This window comes from Candidatus Pseudomonas auctus (genome assembly GCF_048654275.1).
GTDB classification, from domain to species: domain Bacteria; phylum Pseudomonadota; class Gammaproteobacteria; order Pseudomonadales; family Pseudomonadaceae; genus Aquipseudomonas; species Aquipseudomonas pharyngis.
The window spans coordinates 272,007-290,807 of record NZ_JBJYZK010000007.1 but is presented as its reverse complement, the minus strand read 5'-3'; the positions used below and the strand labels follow the sequence as shown (position 1 = coordinate 290,807).

The 18,801-nt window shown below is 60.5% G+C and carries 21 protein-coding genes; 11 read left to right on the top strand and 10 right to left on the bottom strand.

Annotated features, from left to right (window positions below):
- Positions 1-6: 6 nt before the first annotated feature.
- Entirely contained in the window at positions 7-495 is a 489-nt protein-coding gene (gene bkdR, locus ACKUG4_RS15985) for a Bkd operon transcriptional regulator BkdR (protein ID WP_007915088.1), read from the bottom strand.
- A gap of 185 nt (positions 496-680) precedes the next feature.
- On the opposite strand from bkdR, the gene ACKUG4_RS15980 reads away from it, so the two are divergent.
- The 5 genes from ACKUG4_RS15980 (at position 681) to ACKUG4_RS15960 (ending at position 6,811) form a co-directional block, all read left to right on the top strand.
- Positions 681-1,916, top strand: a complete 1,236-nt coding sequence (locus ACKUG4_RS15980) for a 3-methyl-2-oxobutanoate dehydrogenase (2-methylpropanoyl-transferring) subunit alpha (protein WP_007965287.1) — start codon at positions 681-683, stop codon at positions 1,914-1,916.
- A 1-nt stretch (position 1,917) separates the two neighbouring features.
- Positions 1,918-2,976 carry an alpha-ketoacid dehydrogenase subunit beta gene (locus tag ACKUG4_RS15975; RefSeq protein WP_003224000.1) on the top strand — a complete coding sequence of 353 codons (1,059 nt, stop codon included), beginning with the start codon at positions 1,918-1,920 and terminating at the stop codon, positions 2,974-2,976.
- Positions 2,977-4,248 (top strand): dihydrolipoamide acetyltransferase family protein, encoded by a 1,272-nt coding sequence (locus tag ACKUG4_RS15970; protein ID WP_445434389.1) that lies wholly within the window; start codon positions 2,977-2,979, stop codon positions 4,246-4,248.
- Between the two features lie 4 nt (positions 4,249-4,252).
- Positions 4,253-5,626 carry a dihydrolipoyl dehydrogenase gene (gene lpdA / locus ACKUG4_RS15965; RefSeq protein ID WP_115078389.1) on the top strand — a complete coding sequence of 458 codons (1,374 nt, stop codon included), beginning with the start codon at positions 4,253-4,255 and terminating at the stop codon, positions 5,624-5,626.
- Between the two features lie 165 nt (positions 5,627-5,791).
- A complete protein-coding gene (locus ACKUG4_RS15960) occupies positions 5,792-6,811 on the top strand; it encodes a branched-chain amino acid aminotransferase (protein WP_064597568.1) in 1,020 nt (339 codons plus the stop codon).
- Positions 6,812-6,863: 52 nt separating this feature from the next.
- Here ACKUG4_RS15960 and ACKUG4_RS15955 read toward each other — a convergent pair whose 3' ends face one another.
- A complete protein-coding gene (locus ACKUG4_RS15955) occupies positions 6,864-7,703 on the bottom strand; it encodes a TIGR03915 family putative DNA repair protein (protein WP_445434388.1) in 840 nt (279 codons plus the stop codon).
- Complete coding sequence (locus tag ACKUG4_RS15950; RefSeq protein WP_445434387.1) at positions 7,700-8,920, bottom strand: putative DNA modification/repair radical SAM protein; 1,221 nt, start codon at positions 8,918-8,920, stop codon at positions 7,700-7,702. Before ACKUG4_RS15950 ends, ACKUG4_RS15955 begins: the two co-directional genes overlap by 4 nt.
- A gap of 262 nt (positions 8,921-9,182) precedes the next feature.
- On the opposite strand from ACKUG4_RS15950, the gene ACKUG4_RS15945 reads away from it, so the two are divergent.
- Positions 9,183-9,926: an SDR family NAD(P)-dependent oxidoreductase gene (locus ACKUG4_RS15945; protein ID WP_445434386.1), complete on the top strand. Its 744-nt coding sequence runs from the start codon at positions 9,183-9,185 to the stop codon at positions 9,924-9,926.
- Here ACKUG4_RS15945 and ACKUG4_RS15940 read toward each other — a convergent pair.
- Positions 9,923-10,684, bottom strand: coding sequence for an ArsR/SmtB family transcription factor (locus ACKUG4_RS15940; protein ID WP_445434385.1), 762 nt, complete (start codon positions 10,682-10,684; stop codon positions 9,923-9,925). The genes ACKUG4_RS15945 and ACKUG4_RS15940 overlap by 4 nt on opposite strands.
- A gap of 79 nt (positions 10,685-10,763) precedes the next feature.
- Between ACKUG4_RS15940 and ACKUG4_RS15935 the strand changes: the two genes are divergently transcribed.
- Positions 10,764-11,864, top strand: a complete 1,101-nt coding sequence (locus ACKUG4_RS15935; RefSeq protein ID WP_445434384.1) for a cytochrome P450 — start codon at positions 10,764-10,766, stop codon at positions 11,862-11,864.
- Between the two features lie 19 nt (positions 11,865-11,883).
- Here the strand turns inward: ACKUG4_RS15935 and ACKUG4_RS15930 are convergent, their stop codons facing one another.
- Entirely contained in the window at positions 11,884-12,198 is a 315-nt protein-coding gene (locus ACKUG4_RS15930) for a helix-turn-helix domain-containing protein (protein WP_445434383.1), read from the bottom strand.
- Between the two features lie 512 nt (positions 12,199-12,710).
- On the opposite strand from ACKUG4_RS15930, the gene ACKUG4_RS15925 reads away from it, so the two are divergent.
- Both ACKUG4_RS15925 and ACKUG4_RS15920 read left to right on the top strand, forming a co-directional pair.
- Positions 12,711-13,082: a DUF6124 family protein gene (locus tag ACKUG4_RS15925; RefSeq protein WP_445434382.1), complete on the top strand. Its 372-nt coding sequence runs from the start codon at positions 12,711-12,713 to the stop codon at positions 13,080-13,082.
- A 9-nt stretch (positions 13,083-13,091) separates the two neighbouring features.
- Positions 13,092-13,373, top strand: a complete 282-nt coding sequence (locus tag ACKUG4_RS15920) for a hypothetical protein (RefSeq protein ID WP_445434381.1) — start codon at positions 13,092-13,094, stop codon at positions 13,371-13,373.
- Positions 13,374-13,447: 74 nt separating this feature from the next.
- Here the strand turns inward: ACKUG4_RS15920 and ACKUG4_RS15915 are convergent, their stop codons facing one another.
- From ACKUG4_RS15915 to ACKUG4_RS15900, 4 genes are all read right to left on the bottom strand, one after another.
- Positions 13,448-13,858 (bottom strand): hypothetical protein, encoded by a 411-nt coding sequence (locus tag ACKUG4_RS15915; RefSeq protein WP_445434380.1) that lies wholly within the window; start codon positions 13,856-13,858, stop codon positions 13,448-13,450.
- 43 nt (positions 13,859-13,901) lie between these two features.
- Positions 13,902-14,240 carry an FKBP-type peptidyl-prolyl cis-trans isomerase gene (locus ACKUG4_RS15910; protein WP_445434379.1) on the bottom strand — a complete coding sequence of 113 codons (339 nt, stop codon included), beginning with the start codon at positions 14,238-14,240 and terminating at the stop codon, positions 13,902-13,904.
- Positions 14,241-14,395: 155 nt separating this feature from the next.
- On the bottom strand, positions 14,396-14,860 hold the full coding sequence (locus ACKUG4_RS15905) for a hypothetical protein (RefSeq protein ID WP_085648320.1): 465 nt from the start codon (positions 14,858-14,860) through the stop codon (positions 14,396-14,398).
- A gap of 100 nt (positions 14,861-14,960) precedes the next feature.
- On the bottom strand, positions 14,961-15,269 hold the full coding sequence (locus tag ACKUG4_RS15900) for an RcnB family protein (RefSeq protein ID WP_445434378.1): 309 nt from the start codon (positions 15,267-15,269) through the stop codon (positions 14,961-14,963).
- 283 nt (positions 15,270-15,552) lie between these two features.
- Between ACKUG4_RS15900 and ACKUG4_RS15895 the strand changes: the two genes are divergently transcribed.
- Positions 15,553-16,845: an MFS transporter gene (locus ACKUG4_RS15895; RefSeq protein ID WP_440811905.1), complete on the top strand. Its 1,293-nt coding sequence runs from the start codon at positions 15,553-15,555 to the stop codon at positions 16,843-16,845.
- 10 nt (positions 16,846-16,855) lie between these two features.
- On the top strand, positions 16,856-17,626 hold the full coding sequence (locus ACKUG4_RS15890; protein ID WP_445434377.1) for a substrate-binding domain-containing protein: 771 nt from the start codon (positions 16,856-16,858) through the stop codon (positions 17,624-17,626).
- On the opposite strand, the gene ACKUG4_RS15885 is transcribed toward ACKUG4_RS15890, so the two are convergent.
- A complete protein-coding gene (locus tag ACKUG4_RS15885; protein WP_445434376.1) occupies positions 17,616-18,530 on the bottom strand; it encodes a LysR family transcriptional regulator in 915 nt (304 codons plus the stop codon). The genes ACKUG4_RS15890 and ACKUG4_RS15885 overlap by 11 nt on opposite strands.
- Positions 18,531-18,801: the final 271 nt, after the last annotated feature.

Below are 18,801 nucleotides of genomic sequence, written 5' to 3'. Positions count from 1 at the left end.
TCGCGCTCAGTTACCCAGCGTCAAGCCATTCGCCGGCAACGGCAACGCCGTCTTGTAGCGCACCTGCTTGAGCGCAAAACTTGACCGGATGTTGGCCACGCCCGGCACCTTGGTCAGAAAGTCCATCATGAAGCGTTCGAGCGACTGGATGGTCGGCACCAGCACCCGGATCAGATAGTCCGGGTCGCCGGCCATCAGGTAGCACTCCATGACCTCAGGGCGATCGGAAATCGCCTCTTCGAAATGCTGCAGCGCTTCCTCTACCTGTTTCTCGAGACTGACGTGGATGAACACGTTGACGTGCAGCCCCAGCAGGTCGGCATCCAGCAGGGTCACCTGCTCGCGGATCAGCCCCAGTTCTTCCATCGCCTTGACCCGGTTGAAGCACGGCGTCGGTGAAAGATTGACCGATCGGGCCAGGTCGGCGTTGGTGATGCGCGCGTTCTCTTGAAGGCTGTTGAGAATGCCGATATCGGTACGGTCCAGTTTGCGCATGAGACAAAACCACCTGTTTTTTATGTTTATGCAGAATTTCTATCTGCAAATGATCTTCAGCGCAACGAAACAGAGAGAAATATTCTTCTTGCCCGGGCCTATGATTGTTGTAGGACAAGATTTCTTTTATCGAAGAATGACTGCCAGCTCACTACAAGAAATTCACAAGATCGAGCGTAGAAGCCATGACCCAAGCGTATGAACCGCTGCGTCTGCACGTCCCTGAACCCTCGGGCCGCCCAGGCTGCAAAACCGATTTCTCCTACCTGCATCTGACCGATGCCGGCACGGTGCGCAAACCTTCCATCGACGTTGAACCGGCCGACACCGCCGACCTGGCCCGTGGCCTGATCCGCGTGCTCGACGACCAGGGCAACGCCCTCGGCCCATGGGCCGAAAACGTGCCGGTCGAGATCCTGCGCAAAGGCATGCGCGCCATGCTCAAGACCCGGATCTACGACAACCGTATGGTGGTCGCCCAGCGTCAGAAAAAAATGTCGTTCTACATGCAGAGCCTCGGCGAAGAAGCCATCGGCAGCGCCCAGGCCCTGGCCTTGAACATCGACGACATGTGCTTCCCGACCTACCGCCAGCAAAGCATTCTGATGGCCCGCGACGTGCCATTGGTCGACCTGATCTGCCAACTGCTGTCCAACGAGCGCGATCCGCTCAAGGGCCGTCAGCTGCCGATCATGTACTCGGTCAAGGATGCGGGTTTCTTCACCATTTCCGGCAACCTCGCCACCCAATTCATTCAGGGCGTGGGCTGGGGCATGGCCTCTGCGATCAAGGGCGACACCAAAATCGCCTCGGCCTGGATCGGTGACGGCGCCACCGCCGAATCGGACTTCCACACCGCCCTCACCTTCGCTCACGTCTACCGGGCGCCAGTGATCCTCAACGTGGTCAACAACCAGTGGGCGATCTCGACCTTCCAGGCCATCGCCGGTGGTGAAGCCACCACCTTCGCCGGACGCGGCGTCGGTTGCGGCATCGCTTCGCTGCGAGTTGACGGCAACGACTTCTACGCGGTCTACGCCGCCTCCGCCTGGGCTGCCGAACGCGCGCGCCGCGGCCTCGGCCCGACCATGATCGAATGGGTCACCTACCGCGCCGGCCCGCACTCGACCTCCGACGATCCGTCCAAATACCGTCCCGCCGACGATTGGAGCCACTTCCCGCTGGGCGACCCGATTGCCCGCCTGAAACAGCACCTGATCAAGGTCGGCCACTGGTCGGAAGAAGAGCACGCCGCCGTCAGCGCCGAGCTCGAGGCCGAAGTGATTGCCGCACAGAAACAGGCCGAACAGTACGGCACCCTCGCCGGCGGCCAGATTCCAAGCGCCGCGACCATGTTCGAAGACGTCTACAAAGAGATGCCGGAGCACTTGAAGCGCCAGCGTCAGCAGTTGGGGATCTGACATGAACGATCACAACAACAATATTCAGTTGGAAACCGCCATGACCACGACCACCATGACCATGATCCAGGCCCTGCGCTCGGCCATGGATGTGATGCTTGAGCGTGACGACAACGTGGTGGTGTTCGGCCAGGACGTCGGTTACTTCGGCGGCGTGTTCCGTTGCACCGAAGGCTTGCAGACCAAGTACGGCACCTCGCGGGTGTTCGACGCGCCGATCTCCGAGAGCGGCATCGTCGGCGTCGCGGTGGGCATGGGCGCTTATGGCTTGCGTCCGGTGGCCGAGATCCAGTTCGCCGACTACGTGTACCCGGCGTCCGACCAGATCATTTCCGAAGCCGCCCGCTTGCGTTATCGCTCGGCGGGCGAGTTCACCGCCCCGATGACCCTGCGCATGCCGTGCGGCGGCGGCATCTACGGCGGCCAGACCCACAGCCAGAGCATCGAGGCGATGTTCACTCAGGTCTGCGGCCTGCGCACCGTCATGCCGTCCAACCCGTATGACGCCAAAGGCCTGCTGATCGCCTCCATCGAAAACGATGACCCGGTGATCTTCCTCGAGCCGAAACGCCTGTACAACGGCCCGTTCGATGGCCATCACGACCGCCCGGTAACCCCGTGGTCGAAACACCCGCAAGCCCAGGTGCCAGATGGTTACTACACCGTGCCATTGGACGTTGCCGCCATCACTCGTCCGGGCAAGGACGTGACCGTGCTGACCTACGGCACCACCGTGTACGTGTCGCAAGTCGCCGCCGAAGAATCCGGCGTGGATGCCGAAGTCATCGACCTGCGCAGCCTGTGGCCGCTGGATCTGGAAACCATCGTCAAATCCGTGAAGAAAACCGGCCGTTGCGTCGTGGTTCACGAAGCCACCCGCACCTGCGGTTTCGGCGCCGAACTGGTGTCGCTGGTGCAAGAGCATTGCTTCCACCACCTGGAGGCGCCGATCGAACGCGTCACCGGTTGGGACACCCCCTACCCGCACGCGCAGGAGTGGGCGTATTTCCCTGGGCCGTCCCGAGTGGGCGCGGCGCTGAAACGGGTCATGGAGGTCTGAATGGGCACGCACGTTATCAAGATGCCGGACATCGGCGAAGGCATCGCAGAAGTAGAACTGTCGCAGTGGCACGTCAAGGTTGGTGATCTGGTCGTTGAAGATCAGGTGCTGGCGGATGTGATGACCGACAAGGCGATGGTCGATATTCCCTCGCCGGTCTACGGCAAGGTGATTGCGCTGGGTGGTCAGCCGGGTGAAGTGATGGCGGTCGGCAGTGTGCTGATCAGCATCGAGGTTGAAGGTGCTGGCAATCTGAAGGAGTCGGACAAACCGGCGCCTGTTGCGGCGAAAGAAACACCTGTCGCACCTAAAGTTGAAGCTGTCGTTGAAAGCAAACCCGCCGCGCCGCGTACGGCTCCGGTTTGCCAGGGCCCGGTGGTCGCTCGCCAAGCCGATGAGCGCCCGCTGGCCTCGCCGGCCGTGCGCAAACATGCGCTGGATCTGGGCATTCAATTGCGTCTGGTGCGCGGCTCCGGCCCAGCCGGTCGCGTGTTGCACGAAGACCTCGAGGCCTATCTGGCGCAGGGTCAGTCGAATGCTTCGGCGCCGGTCGCCGCTGCGTACACCCAGCGTCACGATGAAGAACAGATTCAAGTGATCGGCATGCGCCGCAAGATTGCCCAGCGCATGCAGGACGCGACTCAGCGTGCCGCGCACTTCAGTTATGTCGAGGAAATCGACGTCACCGCGATTGAAGAACTTCGTGCCCACCTGAACGAAAAACACGGCGCCAGCCGTGGCAAGCTGACCTTGCTGCCGTTCCTGGTGCGTGCCTTGGTCGTCGCCCTGCGCGACTTCCCGCAGATGAACGCCCGCTACGACGATGAAGCCCAGGTCATCACCCGCCTCGGCGCGGTGCATGTCGGCGTCGCTACGCAAAGCGATGTCGGCCTGATGGTGCCGGTGGTGCGTCACGCCGAGGCTCGCAGCCTGTGGGACAGCGCGGCGGAAATCTCCCGCCTGGCCACCGCTGCGCGCAATGGCAAGGCCAGCCGCGATGAGCTGTCCGGCTCGACCATCACCCTGACCAGCCTCGGCGCCCTTGGCGGCATCGTCAGCACCCCGGTGCTGAACCTGCCGGAAGTCGCGATCGTCGGCGTCAACAAAATCGTCGAACGCCCAATGGTTGTCAAAGGCCAGGTGGTGATCCGCAAGATGATGAACCTCTCCAGCTCCTTCGATCACCGCGTGGTCGACGGCATGGACGCGGCGCTCTTCATCCAGGCCATTCGTGGTCTGCTCGAACAACCCGCGACCCTGTTTGTGGAGTGATGGCATGCAAACTCTGAACACCACGCTGCTGATCATTGGTGGCGGCCCCGGCGGTTATGTAACGGCCATTCGCGCCGGGCAACTGGGCATTTCGACCATTCTGGTCGAGGGCGAATCGCTGGGCGGCACCTGCCTGAACATCGGCTGCATTCCGTCGAAAGCGCTGATCCATGTGGCCGAACAGTTTCACCAGACGCAACATCACAATCAGCATTCGGCACTGGGCATCAGCGTTTCGGCGCCGACCCTCGACATCACCAAGAGCGTCGAGTGGAAGGACGGCATCGTCGATCGCCTGACCACCGGCGTCGCCGCGTTGCTGAAGAAGCACAAGGTTCAGGTCATCAATGGCTGGGCCAAGGTCATCGACGGCAAGACCGTGGAAGTCGGCGATACCCGCATCCAGTGCGAGCATCTGGTGCTGGCCACCGGATCGAAAAGCGTCAACCTGCCGATCCTGCCGATTGGCGGGCCGATCATTTCGTCGACCGAAGCGTTGGCACCGAAGTCGGTTCCGAAACGCTTGATCGTGGTCGGCGGTGGTTACATCGGTCTGGAGCTGGGAATTGCCTATCGCAAGCTCGGCGCCGAGGTCAGTGTGGTCGAGGCGCAGGATCGCATCCTGCCGGCCTACGACGCCGAACTGACCCAACCGGTGCACGACGCGCTGAAGCAACTGGGCGTGAAGCTGTACCTCAAGCACAGCGTGCTGGGCTTCGACGGGACATTGCAGGTGCGCGATCCGAACGGCGACACCTTGAACCTGGAAACCGATCAGGTGCTGGTGGCCGTCGGTCGCAAACCCAACACCCAAGGCTGGAACCTTGAAGCGCTGAACCTGGACATGAACGGTTCGGCGATCAAGATCGACAGCCGCTGCCAGACCAGCATGCGCAACGTCTACGCCATCGGCGACCTGAGCGGCGAACCGATGCTGGCCCACCGCGCCATGGCTCAGGGCGAGATGGTCGCCGAGCTGATTAGCGGTAAGACCCGCGAGTTCAACCCGACCGCCATCGCTGCCGTGTGCTTCACCGACCCGGAGCTGGTGGTCGTCGGCAAGACCCCGGACGAGGCCAAGGCGGCGGGACTTGACTGCATCGTGTCGAACTTCCCGTTCGCGGCCAATGGCCGGGCGATGACACTGGAATCGAAAACCGGCTTCGTGCGGGTGGTCGCTCGTCGGGACAATCATGTGATTGTCGGCTGGCAGGCGGTCGGTGTTGGTGTGTCGGAGCTGTCGACCGCGTTCGCGCAAAGCCTGGAAATGGGTGCGCGACTGGAAGACATCGGCGGCACCATCCATGCACACCCGACCCTGGGTGAAGCGGTGCAGGAAGCGGCGTTGCGTGCGCTTGGGCACGCGTTGCACCTGTAAAAACCCGACACGGGGGAGTTTTTTCATAAGCAGGCTAATAAATCTGCTGCTCCCCCCATCGCCCGGGCTGCGAAACCGCTCAAGAATGAAGTATTGTTGTGCCCATCCAAAAAAACGTCAGAAGCCTTGAACCGCTTCGGCGGTTGTTCAGTGATAGAGGGTGTCATGGGTAACGAAAGCATCAACTGGGACAAGCTGGGTTTTGACTACATCAAGACCGACAAACGCTATCTGTCGTACTTTCGCAACGGCGAGTGGGACAAAGGCACCCTGACCGAAGACAACGTGCTGCACATCAGCGAAGGCTCCACTGCCCTTCACTATGGCCAGCAATGCTTCGAAGGCCTGAAGGCCTATCGTTGCAAGGACGGCTCGATCAACCTGTTCCGTCCGGACCAGAACGCCGCGCGCATGCAACGCAGCTGCGCCCGCCTGCTGATGCCGCATGTCTCCACCGAGCAGTTCATTGAAGCATGCAAGCAAGTGGTACGCGCCAACGAGCGCTTCATCCCGCCTTACGGCACCGGCGGCGCGCTGTACCTGCGTCCGTTCGTGATCGGCGTGGGTGACAACATTGGCGTGCGTACTGCACCTGAGTTCATCTTTTCGGTATTCGCGATCCCGGTCGGCGCCTACTTCAAGGGCGGCCTGACCCCGCACAACTTCCAGATCTCCACCTTCGACCGCGCCGCGCCACAAGGCACCGGTGCCGCCAAGGTCGGTGGCAACTACGCTGCCAGCCTGATGCCGGGCTCCCAGGCCAAGAAAGCGCACTTCGCTGACGCCATCTACCTGGATCCGCTGACCCACAAAAAGATCGAGGAAGTCGGTTCGGCCAACTTCTTCGGGATCACTCACGACAACAAGTTCGTGACCCCAAACTCGCCGTCAGTACTGCCGGGTATCACCCGTCTGTCGCTGATCGAACTGGCCAAGTCCCGCCTGGGCCTGGAAGTGGTCGAAGGTGATGTGTTCATCGACAAGCTGTCGGACTTCAAAGAGGCCGGTGCTTGCGGTACTGCTGCGGTGATCACCCCGATCGGCGGCATCAGCTACAACGACCACCTGCACGTGTTCCACAGCGAAACCGAAGTCGGCCCGGTCACCCAGAAGCTCTACAAAGAGCTGACCGGCGTACAGACTGGCGACGTCGAAGCGCCAGCAGGCTGGATCGTCAAGGTTTGACCTAACGGCCAGAAACACAAAAGCCCCCATCGAGTAATCGATGGGGGCTTTTTCATTCGCCTCGCTCGCCGGCCTTCATGGCAATCCGCTTGCCCGCCCGGCCGGCAATCCCGCTCGCCTGTCCGTTCTGCTGCTTGCCCATTCGGGCCTGGGTAATCAATCCGGGAATCAGCTCCCCCTCCGGCAGGTTCTTCCAGAACCGCGTCGGCAAATGCCCCTGCATCACCTTTTCGTTCAGCCGCGCCGGGTTGAAGATGTGGCTGTAGTACGTCAGCCACAAGTCACCGTGGGGATCGTCGACGTTCTGCGCCAGTTGCTGCCACTCCAGCGGACACTGACGTTCATGGATCAGTTGTTCACCATCGTAATACACCCCGTCGCGGGGCGTGGCGATCAGCCAGCGATGCCGGCACATGCGCCCGATAAAGTGTTCACTGGCGCTGTGCAGGATGTCGTGGGCCGGCTCGTGCCACGCGACATATTGCGGGCCCGGCAGCTCTGCCGGGCGCTCGATGAAACGCACGAACGCATGCAGATGATGGGCTTCGCGCTGCACCTGCTTGATCCGCCGCTGCAACTCGCTGCCCAGCTTGTCGCCGGCCATCATTGCCGTGCGGTCGCCGTGGCTGACTCGCCACAGCACTTCATACAGCAAACTCCAGCGTTGATCGCCACGGTAGCGCGAAGCTTGTTCGAGGGTGTCGAGCAACGCACGCGGAATACGTGCCTGAAACGGCCCCTGCCCTTCGGGCACCGCCACGTCACTGGCAAACAGATCACTCACCCCTTCCGACGCCCAGCTCACCAGACTCGGGTCGATTTCATGGCTGAGCAGCCAGCGCGCCTGCTGGCGCCAGGTGTCGAACAGGTCGTCGCAATCGAGGTTGATCATCCCCATAGCCCCATCTGCTGCGGCATCGGTCGGTCGCGCAACTGCTGATAAAGCATCTGGCTAGTGACCTCCGCCTGCTGCGGGTGGTAATCACTGGTAATGATGAACGGTTTGGCTTTGGCCAGCACACAGCGCATGCGCGCCACGTCTTCGTAGCGAATGCGCCGCTGCCGGCGCAGCTCCACCAGACGTTCGGTGGTGCGCAGGCCGATGCCGGGAATGCGCGAGATCAGCGCCGGTTCAGCGCGATTGAGGTCCAGCGGGAACACCTCGCGATTCTGCAGCGCCCAGGCCAGTTTCGGGTCGATGTCCAACGCCAGATTGCCCGGCCCCGTGAGCAACTCATCGGCGGTATAGCCATAACCGCGCAACAGGAAATCCGCCTGATACAAGCGGTGCTCGCGCATCAGCGGCGGTGCGGCCAACGGCACGCTTTTCGGGCTGTCGGGAATCGGGCTGAACGCCGAGTAATAGACCCGGCGCAGACGGAAGTTGCCATACAAAGCTTGAGCGCTGTGCAGGATGGTGCTGTCGTCGGTGTCATCGGCACCGACGATCATCTGCGTGCTCTGCCCGGCCGGGGCGAACTTCGGAGCGCGGGGTTCGTTGAGCACGGTCTGCACGCCGGTGTAGATGGTATTCATCGCCTGCTTGATCGAACCGATGTGCTTCTCCGGCGCCAGGGTTTGCAGGCTGGCATCCGTGGGCAATTCGATGTTGACGCTCAAGCGATCGGCATAACGCCCGGCTTCTTCGATCAGCGCAGGATCCGCATCGGGAATGGTCTTGAGATGAATGTAGCCACGGAACTCATGCTCTTCGCGCAGCAGCTTCGCGACACGCACCAGTTGCTCCATGGTGTAGTCCGCCGAACGGATAATCCCCGAACTGAGGAACAACCCGCTGACGCAATTGCGCCGGTAGAAATCCAGGGTCAGCGTGACCACTTCCTCTGGCGTGAAACGCGCACGCGGCACATCGCTGGAGCGGCGGTTGACACAGTATTGGCAATCGTAGAGACAGAAATTGGTCAGCAGAACCTTGAGCAGCGACACGCAACGCCCGTCCGGCGTGTAGCTGTGGCAGATGCCCATGCCATCGGTCGAGCCCAGCCCGCTCTTGCCCTCGGAACTGCGCTTGGGCGCGCCACTGCTGGCGCAGGAGGCGTCGTACTTGGCGGCGTCGGCGAGGATGCTGAGCTTGTCGATGATTTGCATGGCACGGACTCAATACTGTTCGCATATACAGTATAGAGAGCGATTGGCTCATACAAGACGCAATGCCGCTCTTCGTCGGAATGTCGAGTTGCGGCAGTCAGGTCAATTTGACTCAATAGCAGTCAGATTGACTCGATCTCCCAAGAGTCATAATGACTACCAATCTTGCGCAGCCCTTGATATCAAAGGCTGTCCGGCATGGCCCGAAAATTGACTGGTCCCCCGTAGCCATTTGGCTGAAGACCAAAAACGGGAGTTGAACATGGATCAAGTTTTTCAGGGCAAGCTTGCCGTCCTCACCGGTGCCAGTTCGGGCATAGGCCTGGCCGCTACCGAACGCCTGCTGGATCAAGGCGCACGCGTGTTGGCCATGTCGCGAAAGCTCGGCCCACTGGCCGAACTGCTTGAGCGGTATCCCCACCAACTGGTCTGGCATCCCGGCGATGTCACTCAAGCCTCTGACCTTGCCTCCTTGGCCGAGCAGGCTGCGAGTCTGGGCCCGGTGAGTTTCGTGGTGCCCAACGCCGGTATCGCCGAACTCGCCGACGGGCTCGACAGTTCGGCGTTCGATCGCCAATGGGCGGTGAACGGCGTCGGCGCCCTGAACACGTTGGCCATCCTGCGCCCGCACCTCGCAGACAGCGCTTCGGTGGTGTTCATCGGTACTTTTCTGGCCCAAATCAGTTTCGCAGGACTGGCTGCCTACATCGCGTCAAAAGCGGCATTGATCGCCCACGCCCGAACCCTCGCGGTCGAGCTGGCACCCCACGGTGTGCGCATCAATTGCGTCTCCCCCGGCCCGACCGCAACGCCGATCTGGTCGACACTGGGCTTGAGCGACGAAGCGCTCGGCGACGTGGCTCAAGGCGTCAATAAACGGCTATTGGGCGGACAATTCCTGGAACCTGCGGCAGTGGCCGACGTCATTCTTTTTCAGTTGGGCAATGGCGCACGCGGCGTCATCGGTCAGGACTGGGTGGTCGATAGTGGATACACCCTGAGCTAACGCACATGCACCGATCCGGGCGTGGATTCCGTCAACTGGCGACCTGACGAATCCCGCCCGGACTCGAGCAAAACCAGACCCCAGCGCGATAACAATTCTCGGCGCCCCTGCACCGTCAACGTCAGTGCGCGACTGTCCAGATCCTGCGTCACCCATCTACGCTTCAACGCCGTCTGCAATAACGCGGCCCCGAGCGAGCCGCCCAGATGTGGCCGACGCATGCTCCAGTCCAGACACGGGCAGGCGAAGCGGCGGCGCAGCGTCGATAGATCCTTGACCTCAATGCCCAGCTCTTCAAAAAACGCCTCCCCGCTTTCACTGAGGCGATAAACCTGCTCATCGGTTTCCACCAGCCATCCCGCCTCAAGCAGGCGGTCATGCAACAACACCGCGAGCGTCCCGGCCATATGGTCGTAGCAGGTGCGGGCGAATTGCAGGCGATCCGGCGTGTGCGACTTGAAGGGCGGCGCGGGGTTCTGACCGATCACCATCAGCGCTTCCAGCGCCTGGGCCACGCGCTTGTCGGCGAGGCTGTAATAACGGTGGCGGCCCTGCACGTGCAGGCGCACCAAGACCAGATCCTTGAGCTTGGCCAGGTGTGCGCTGGCGGTCGAGGCGCTGACGTCGGCGAGGATCGCCAGCTCCGTGGCGGTGCGGGCGTGGCCGTCCATCAGCGAGCACAGCATTTTGGTCCGCGCCGGTTCTGCGATGGCGGCGGCCACTTGCGAGACGCCGAGGTCTTGATGTTCTGCGTGCATATTTCGCTCCCGGACGAATCATCGCCCTCAAGGACTGGAGATAGTAGCAACACTTTCCCCACCGACAAGGTTGCGATCCATGGACCCGATCATCGCTGCGACTCACGCCGATCCCTACCCCTACTACGCCGAACTGCGCGCGGAGGGCGGGCTGACTTTTCATCATGGACTGAAACTGTGGGTGGCCAGCAGCGCCCGGGCGGTCTGCGCGGTGTTGGCGCATCCGGATTGCCGAGTGCGTCCGGTTCAGGAGCCGGTGCCCAAAGCCATCGTCGATGGCATGGCGGGCAAGGTGTTCGGCCAGTTGATGCGCATGAATGACGGCGAAGCTCAGCGCTGCCCGCGTTCGGCCATCGAGCCACCGTTGGGGCTGTTTGATCGGGAAGAAGTCAGCGCTCTGGTGTCCGCGCGGTTGATCACCAATGATTCCGACGGCCTCTATAAAGCCATGTTTCGCGGCCCGGTGTGCGTGGTTGCATCGTTGCTCGGATTCACCCCGGCGCAGGCGCGGGTCATCAGTGAACTGACGGCAGATTTCGCGGCGTGTCTGTCGCCGCTGAGCAATGACCTGCAACTGGCGGCAGCGCATCGGGCGGCGGAGCAATTGCGCGGGTACTTCATTGAATTGCTGGCGGATCCGAACCCGTTTCTCGCGGACATCCGACAGCGTTTTGTCGGCGATGAGGACGTGCTGCTCGCCAACCTGATCGGCCTCTGTTCGCAGACATTCGAGGCCACCGCCGGGTTGATTGGCAATGCGCTGGTGGCGTTGCAGCGTCAGCCTGAATTACGCAATGCGTCCTTAGATTCGCTGCTCGCCGAAGTCCAGCGTTTCGATCCCTCGGTACAGAACACTCGCCGTTTTGTGGCGAACAGCTGCGAAATCGACGGCGTGCGGCTGGAAGCCGGCGACGTGATTCTGGTGCTGCTGGCCTCGGCCAATCACGACCCCGCACTGAATGAAAACCCGGATCGCTTTATGGTGGATCGCCCGAACCGCCGCAGTTTCACGTTCGGCAGCGGTCGGCATCAATGTCCCGAACAGACGCTGGCCATGACGATCGCCAGCGCCACGCTCACCGAAATCCTCGCCCGCGACATTGATCCGGGAAGACTCGCGTGGCACTACCGGCCTTCGTTGAATGGACGAATTCCGATGTTCAGCGAGATGCATGTTTAAGTACCGCTGCAATCAATCATCAGGTGGCCCATTGCATGGATGGAGACAACTGGAAACAGAGGTCTACTTCCAGTTTTGCGGCGGCCGACAGGTTGACCAGCGCATCCAGCGAGAACTTGTCGATTTTGCCGTTGAGTACGTCGTTGAGACGCGGCTGAGTGACGCCAAGACGCTTGGCCGCCTCCTTTTGGGGAAGCTCCCACGCACGAATCGTTTCGCAAAGCGTGCGCATCAGCTTGGCCCGCAGACGCATGTTGGCCGCTTCCTGCGGCGTGTCTTCCAGCGCATCCCAGATGCTTGAGAAACGCTGAGGGGGATTTTGATGATCCTTCATGGATTAACCTGTTCCTGGCATTTGAATGTGCCACGCAGGCTATATCGAAACCGATATAAATCAAGCTCGAAGTGGCTTATTAAATATTCGGTATCACAAAGAGGATGTTCACAAGCAAGCACGCTTCACAGGCCGGCGGCGACCTCTTATGTGAGCCATAAAGCCTGACAAATGAAGCATCATTTTGCCCTCATCCGCGAGGCTACATCGCCTTGCGCCTTTGCCTACAACTACGCCAGAATCCGCCGGCTTGTGCGGTTTTGAGGGCGTCGGTAACTTGGTCCGCGTCACTGAATGGTCAGTGATCGGGTTTAGTCGCTCGATGATTTCTCAAAACTTTACATGTGCTCCAGACAGTCAGGTGACCTTCATCTGCACTCTATGGCGGCTGTGTGCAGGGCACCCTCGGGTGCGCCGGTTTTGGGAAGTCGCCGGTCGACTAACCTGCGTACAGCTGCCACCTATTCGTTTAGTCGCGAGGTGGTGTCGGCATCACTTTGAGGCTTTCCCGAATGTTCAAATACGTTCCCGATCCACCCGAAACAGACATACCCAACGAGTCCGACCCGACTTCGCCCTACTCCTCCACCGACTCAAAAAAACTCCACGAAGCCGCCGAACGCGCCCTCGACCATTACCTGAAACCCACCGCCCCGAAACAACACTGCCCCGGCCGCATGTTCCTCGTCGCCCCAGACCTGGATCAACATGCCCTGCTGGCCCACGCCTGCGAATCGATGACTTCGGCCAGCGTGATGCTCAGCGACTTCGCCGCACTGCTGGACCCGCCCTACCGCAGCACCGTGCTGGGCATCGCCCAAGTGGTGATGTGTGGCGAACTCGCGGTGAACCGGACGCTGGACACTCTCGATGCCACGACCTGAGGAACACCCATGGAAAGCAAATCCGATGCACACATCGTCGCCGCCCTGATCTCCATCGGCCTCAACGAGAAAGACAGCCAATGGGCCCAGAAAGCCTGTCTGCTACTGCTCGAGAGCGAACGGAAATCCATCGTCAGCGCCGCCCTCACCGCCCTCGTCCAGATTGCCCGCGACCATGGCGAACTGGACCGCAACCGCCTGCTGCCGGCACTCACCAGCGTAAAACGCAGGTTCCCAAGCCTGACCGGCACGGTTGCCGCGACGCTGGATGAGATGGCAATGGCTGCGTAATACCCGGGGCGCAAGGCAAGAAAAAACCCGCTGCCTCCGTTGAGGGAGGCTGCGGGTTTTGTGTGCAGATGTGGTTAACGCCGAAAGTCAGCCAGAACGAAAGGCGTATGCGCCCTCAAGTAAGCCTCGACCTCTTCCAGCGAAAGCAACCCTACGCGGGACGAAACAGTGGCTTCTTTGTCATCGTCACGAGTCACTGTCACGGTGTAAGCGCCTTCCGTCTCCTGCAAAACGCCGGTGAGTCTGACCTTCTGCCCGTCTTCCTCGGCGAAGGAAATCGCAGACAGTGGCTTTGACGCCAAGACCTGAGCCTTGCGGGCCAGAAAGGCTTCTCGCCGTGCGAGGACATCCTTTCCGGCGAACCACAAAAAAATCATCATGGCCGCGAAGAATACCAACTGGATGTTGTAAATCGGGCTCCGTCGCCCCGGGTGTTCGATAGTCAACCACGCAACAGTTTTGTAAATGATCTGTTCAACTTCCATCGACCTGATCCTTGAGCCGTTCGAACAAGATGACCTCCGGTCATCAATCCTCCCGCGTCAAAACCTCAAGCAACTCAATCTCAAACACCAGATTCGAATTCGGCGGAATCTTGCCCATCGTCCGCTCGCCATAACCCAGATGCGCCGGCACCAGCAGTTTGCGCTTGCCGCCCACCTGCATCCCCATAATCCCCTGATCCCAACCCTTGATCACCCGACCGGTGCCGATCACACACTGAAACGGCTTGCCCCGGCTCCAGGACGAATCGAATTCGGTGCCGTCTTCCAGCCAACCGGTGTATTGGGTGGTGATCAACGCGCCTTTGACGGCGGCTTTTCCGTCACCGGGCTGAAGATCGACTATCTGCAGTTCATCATTCATAACATTCGCTCTATTGTTCCGCTGGCCGCCGTTTTCCCAGAAATGCCGGCCATTGGCAACCGTTTGACCCAAGGTTGCCGCTGTTTCCGGTGTTGACCGCGAATGAGGATTGTGTGGCGGACAGGCGCTGAGTCATGACCGGGCTGATTGAATTTTCAGCGCTCGGGCGTGCCGAATACAACGCCATTAAAGGTATGCGTGCAGCACTGGCACGTAGGCGTCATGTCTTCGGCTTTCAGGGCGGGATTGACGATTTGCAGGCGCTTGTTCTCATCGACGTATAACCCGCTGTAGATGCTGGACTCACCCACCCCCACCACATCCCTTCGCTCATGTTCATGCAGAGCGACCATCCAGAACACCGGTTCCTGCCGATCCAGCCGCGACACGGCTTCACTGAAAATCTCGTCCCAATCACCGCCAACACGCGACAGCAAAAAGCGAAACAACGGCGTGTAATCGTAGCCATGGTGCTTGATGCCATGCATCGAACCGCGTGTAGCCTCGCTGTGGATTTCAGACTTGGTGTTTCGTTGATGTCGGTAATGCCCGCCCGGGTTGTTGCGCCAAACGTTGTGGGCGGTGGTGTTTTCTTTGCGATAAAGGGGTTTCTTGTCCAACGATTTGCTCCTGACATCCAGTCACTCGAAACGCCCCTCGCGTTTTACCGGAACGGCGCTCGAATGCAATCAACCGTCCATGGCCAATTGTTGCTTGAGGTCAGCGCTCCACCGGCTGAATCGCCACAATCGTCCCGTTGGTGATCATCACCATCACGTACTTGTCATTGATCTGCACCCACTGCGCCTGTGGCTCTGGTTGTTTGAGGCCTTTCTGTTTCCAGTTTTTGATGGCTTTTTCGCTGCGCTGGTAGATATCCGGGGCGCGGTCGTTGACGTTCAGTTCGCGGTTTCCGGTCGGTGATTGCTCAACAGTGTCGTTCGAGGTTTGCGCCGCTTGAACGAGGGGGCTGATCCCGGCGATGCCGGCGACGAGGGCCAGGCTGGCGATTAGGGTCTTGCTGTTCATCGGTGAACCTCCTTCAGATGTGTGATACCTGAACTCCGACTGCGGGGTTCTGGAATCATTCCTTGTTTTTTGATGGCGCTGAGCCGGAGATTGTAGTCGCCAGTCATGACGCTATCGCTGGCAAGCCAGCTCCCACAACGATCTCGATTGATCCGCATTGCACATCAATTCATGCCAACAATGCAATTAACAAATCGATCCCTGCGCGCCACTATCCGCCCCAATAAGAACCGTGCGCCGCCTCCCCGTCGCGCACGTCATAAAAGCGGTGGAGTACTTTTCTATGACAGCCTCAATCCCACACGGCGGCTCGCGGGCCGGCGCCATTTTCCGGGTGACCTCGGGTAACTTCCTCGAACAGTTCGACTTCTTTCTGTTCGGCTTCTACGCCACGCAGATCGCGGCGGTGTTCTTTCCGGCGAGCAGTGAGTTCGCGTCCCTGATGATGACTTTCGCAGTGTTCGGCGCAGGCTTTTTGATGCGTCCGCTGGGGGCTATCGTGCTCGGCGCGTACATCGATGACGTCGGTCGTCGCAAAGGTTTGATCGTCACCCTGTCGATCATGGCCAGCGGCACGATCCTGATTGTGCTGGTGCCCGGATATGAAACCATCGGCCTGTTTGCCCCGGCGCTGGTGTTGATCGGGCGGCTGCTGCAAGGCTTCTCCGCCGGTGCCGAACTGGGCGGGGTTTCGGTGTATCTCTCGGAGATCGCCACACCCGGTCGCAAAGGCTTTTTCACCGCCTGGCAGTCGGCCAGTCAGCAAGTGGCCATCGTCGTCGCCGCTGCGCTGGGTTATGGCTTGAACCAGTGGATGGCGCCGCAAGCCGTCGCCGATTGGGGCTGGCGGATTCCGTTTTTCGTCGGCTGCATGATCGTGCCGTTCATCTTCTTTCTGCGGCGCAATCTGGCGGAAACCGAAGAGTTCGCCGCTCGTAAACATCGTCCGAACATGAAGGAAGTGTTCCGCACCCTCGGTCAGAACTGGGGCGTGGTACTGGGCGGGATGCTGATGGTTGCCCTGACCACCACCGCGTTTTACTTGATTACCGTGTACGCACCGACCTTCGGCAAAACCGTGCTGCACCTGAGCACTTCCGATGCGTTGCTGGTGACGCTGCTGGTGGGTGTTTCCAACTTCTTCTGGCTGCCGATTGGCGGTGCATTGTCCGATCGCGTCGGCCGCCGTCCGGTGCTGATCGCCATGGCGCTGCTGGCGCTGGCTACCACGTATCCGGCGCTGTCGTATCTGGTGCAGGCGCCTAGCTTCAGCCACATGCTGCTGTCGCTGTTGTGGCTGTCGTTTATCTACGGCCTGTACAACGGCGCAATGATTCCGGCCCTGACCGAGATCATGCCGGTGGAAGTGCGGGTGGCCGGTTTCTCCCTGGCCTATAGCCTCGCCACTGCCGTGTTCGGCGGGTTCACTCCAGCGATGTCGACCTTCCTGATTGAGTACACCGGCGACAAAGCCGCACCGGGTTACTGGATGAGCATCGGCGCACTGTGTGCATTGTGCGCCACGCTTTATCTGTATCGCCGGGCCGGCGGTCGTCTGCAACCTGTTACTGCCTGAGAACATCACCATGAAAAAACTGTTTACCGTTTCAGCCCTGCTCGCCGGTCTTGCGTTCAACGTTGCGGCCCAGGCCGAAGAACTGCGGGTCATGACCTCCGGCGGTTTCACCGCCGCCTACAAGATCCTCGGGCCGAAATTCGCCGCCGCCACCGGCAACACGCTGGACACCCAACTCGGTCCGTCAATGGGCAAGGCCCCCGAAGCGATCCCCAACCGCCTCGCCCGTGGTGAAAAGGCCGACGTGGTGATCATGGTCGGTTACGCCCTCGACGATTTGATCAAGCAAGGCAAGGTCGACCCGGCTTCGCGTGTGGAACTGGCGGATTCGCGAATCGGCCTGGTAGTGCGCGAAGGCGCGCCGAAGCCGGACATCAGCAACGTCGATGCCCTGAAGAAAACCTTGCTCGGCGCCCAATCGGTGGCCTACTCCGACAGCGCCAGCGGCGTGTACATCGAGCAGCAGTTGTTCAAGAAACTCGGCATCGAAGATCAGCTGAAACCCAAGGCGAAGATGATCCCGAAAATCCCGGTGGGCTCGGTGGTCGCCACCGGCGACTATCAACTGGGCTTCCAGCAGGTCAGCGAATTGCTGCCGGTGCCGGGGGTGAGTTTTGTGGCGAAGATTCCTGAATCGGTGCAGTCGGTAACCCGATTTGCAGCGGGGATTCCGGTGGGTGCGCAGCATCCACAGGAAGCCAAGGCGTTGCTCGCTTATCTGGCCGCACCTGCCGCCCAGGTTGACGTGCAGGCCACCGGTCTGGATTCGGTCAAGCGCTGACCGTCGGCGGCTGGACTTTCATTTCCACCACCAGCCGCTCCAGTTCCAGTGCCGCCGGGGTCAGCGTACGACCCCGGCGTTTGATGATGCCGACGCTGCGCATCACTTGCGGCTCGGTCAGCGGCACCCGCGTCAGGATCGGATGATCCGCCGCCGGCATCGCCATCAGCGGCACCGCCGCCACACCCAACCCCGCTTCCACCAGACCGATCATGGTCGTCACATGCCGCGTCTCGCAGATGCTCGGGCGCTGCGGCACCACTTTGGCCAGGGCCTGATCCAGCAGAAAACGGTTGCCCGAGGTTTTGTCGAGCGAGATGTAATCCTGCCGGTAGAACTCGTCCCAGGTCACGCTGCTACGCCCGGCCAACGGATGATCGCGGCGGCAGGCAACGACGTAGCTTTCCTGTACCAGAGGCTCAAAATCCACGCCCGCCTCCTGGGTGCCCATGAAACTCAGACCGAAATCCGCCTCGCCGTTGACCACTGCGCTCAGCACGTCGTGGGCGCTGGAATCGAGGACTTTGACTTTGATGCGCGGAAACTGCCGGTGATAAAGGGCGACCACGCTCGGCATGAAGTAGTACGCCGCCGACGGCACGCAGGCAACGGTTACGTGGCCCTGCCGATTCGAGGCGACTTCGCTGATGCCCAACAACGCGACGTCCAGATCGTCGAGCAAACGTTCGACGCTGGGCATGAAACCGCGTCCGGCCTGGGTCAGGCTGACCTTGCGCGTGGTGCGTTCGAACAGCTTTACGCCGAGGGCGTCTTCGAGCTTTTCGATGCGCCGGCTCAGTGCCGGTTGCGACAGGCGCACGGTGTCGGCGGCCTTGCGGAAACTGCCCTGCTCGACCACGGCGCGAAAGGCTTGCAGGTCGTTGAGGTCGAAGTTGATGGCCATGGAAGACTCGAAAGGAATTGATTCGCTGAGGCTATAAATGTAACCAATTGATGCAAATTATTACAGAAGCACATCTGCTCAAGCATGTGCTGCCCTGGAGTGTTCACATAGCCTGGGATCATCTCAGTCTCCCTTGTGGGAGTGGGCTTGCTCGCGAAGAGGTCGTGTCAGGCAACTAGTCTGCGGAATGACACACGGCCTTCGCGAGCAAGCCCGCTCCCACATCAGGATCTGCGGTGGATCTTGAATCGTTGCAACCTTTATCCTTGTC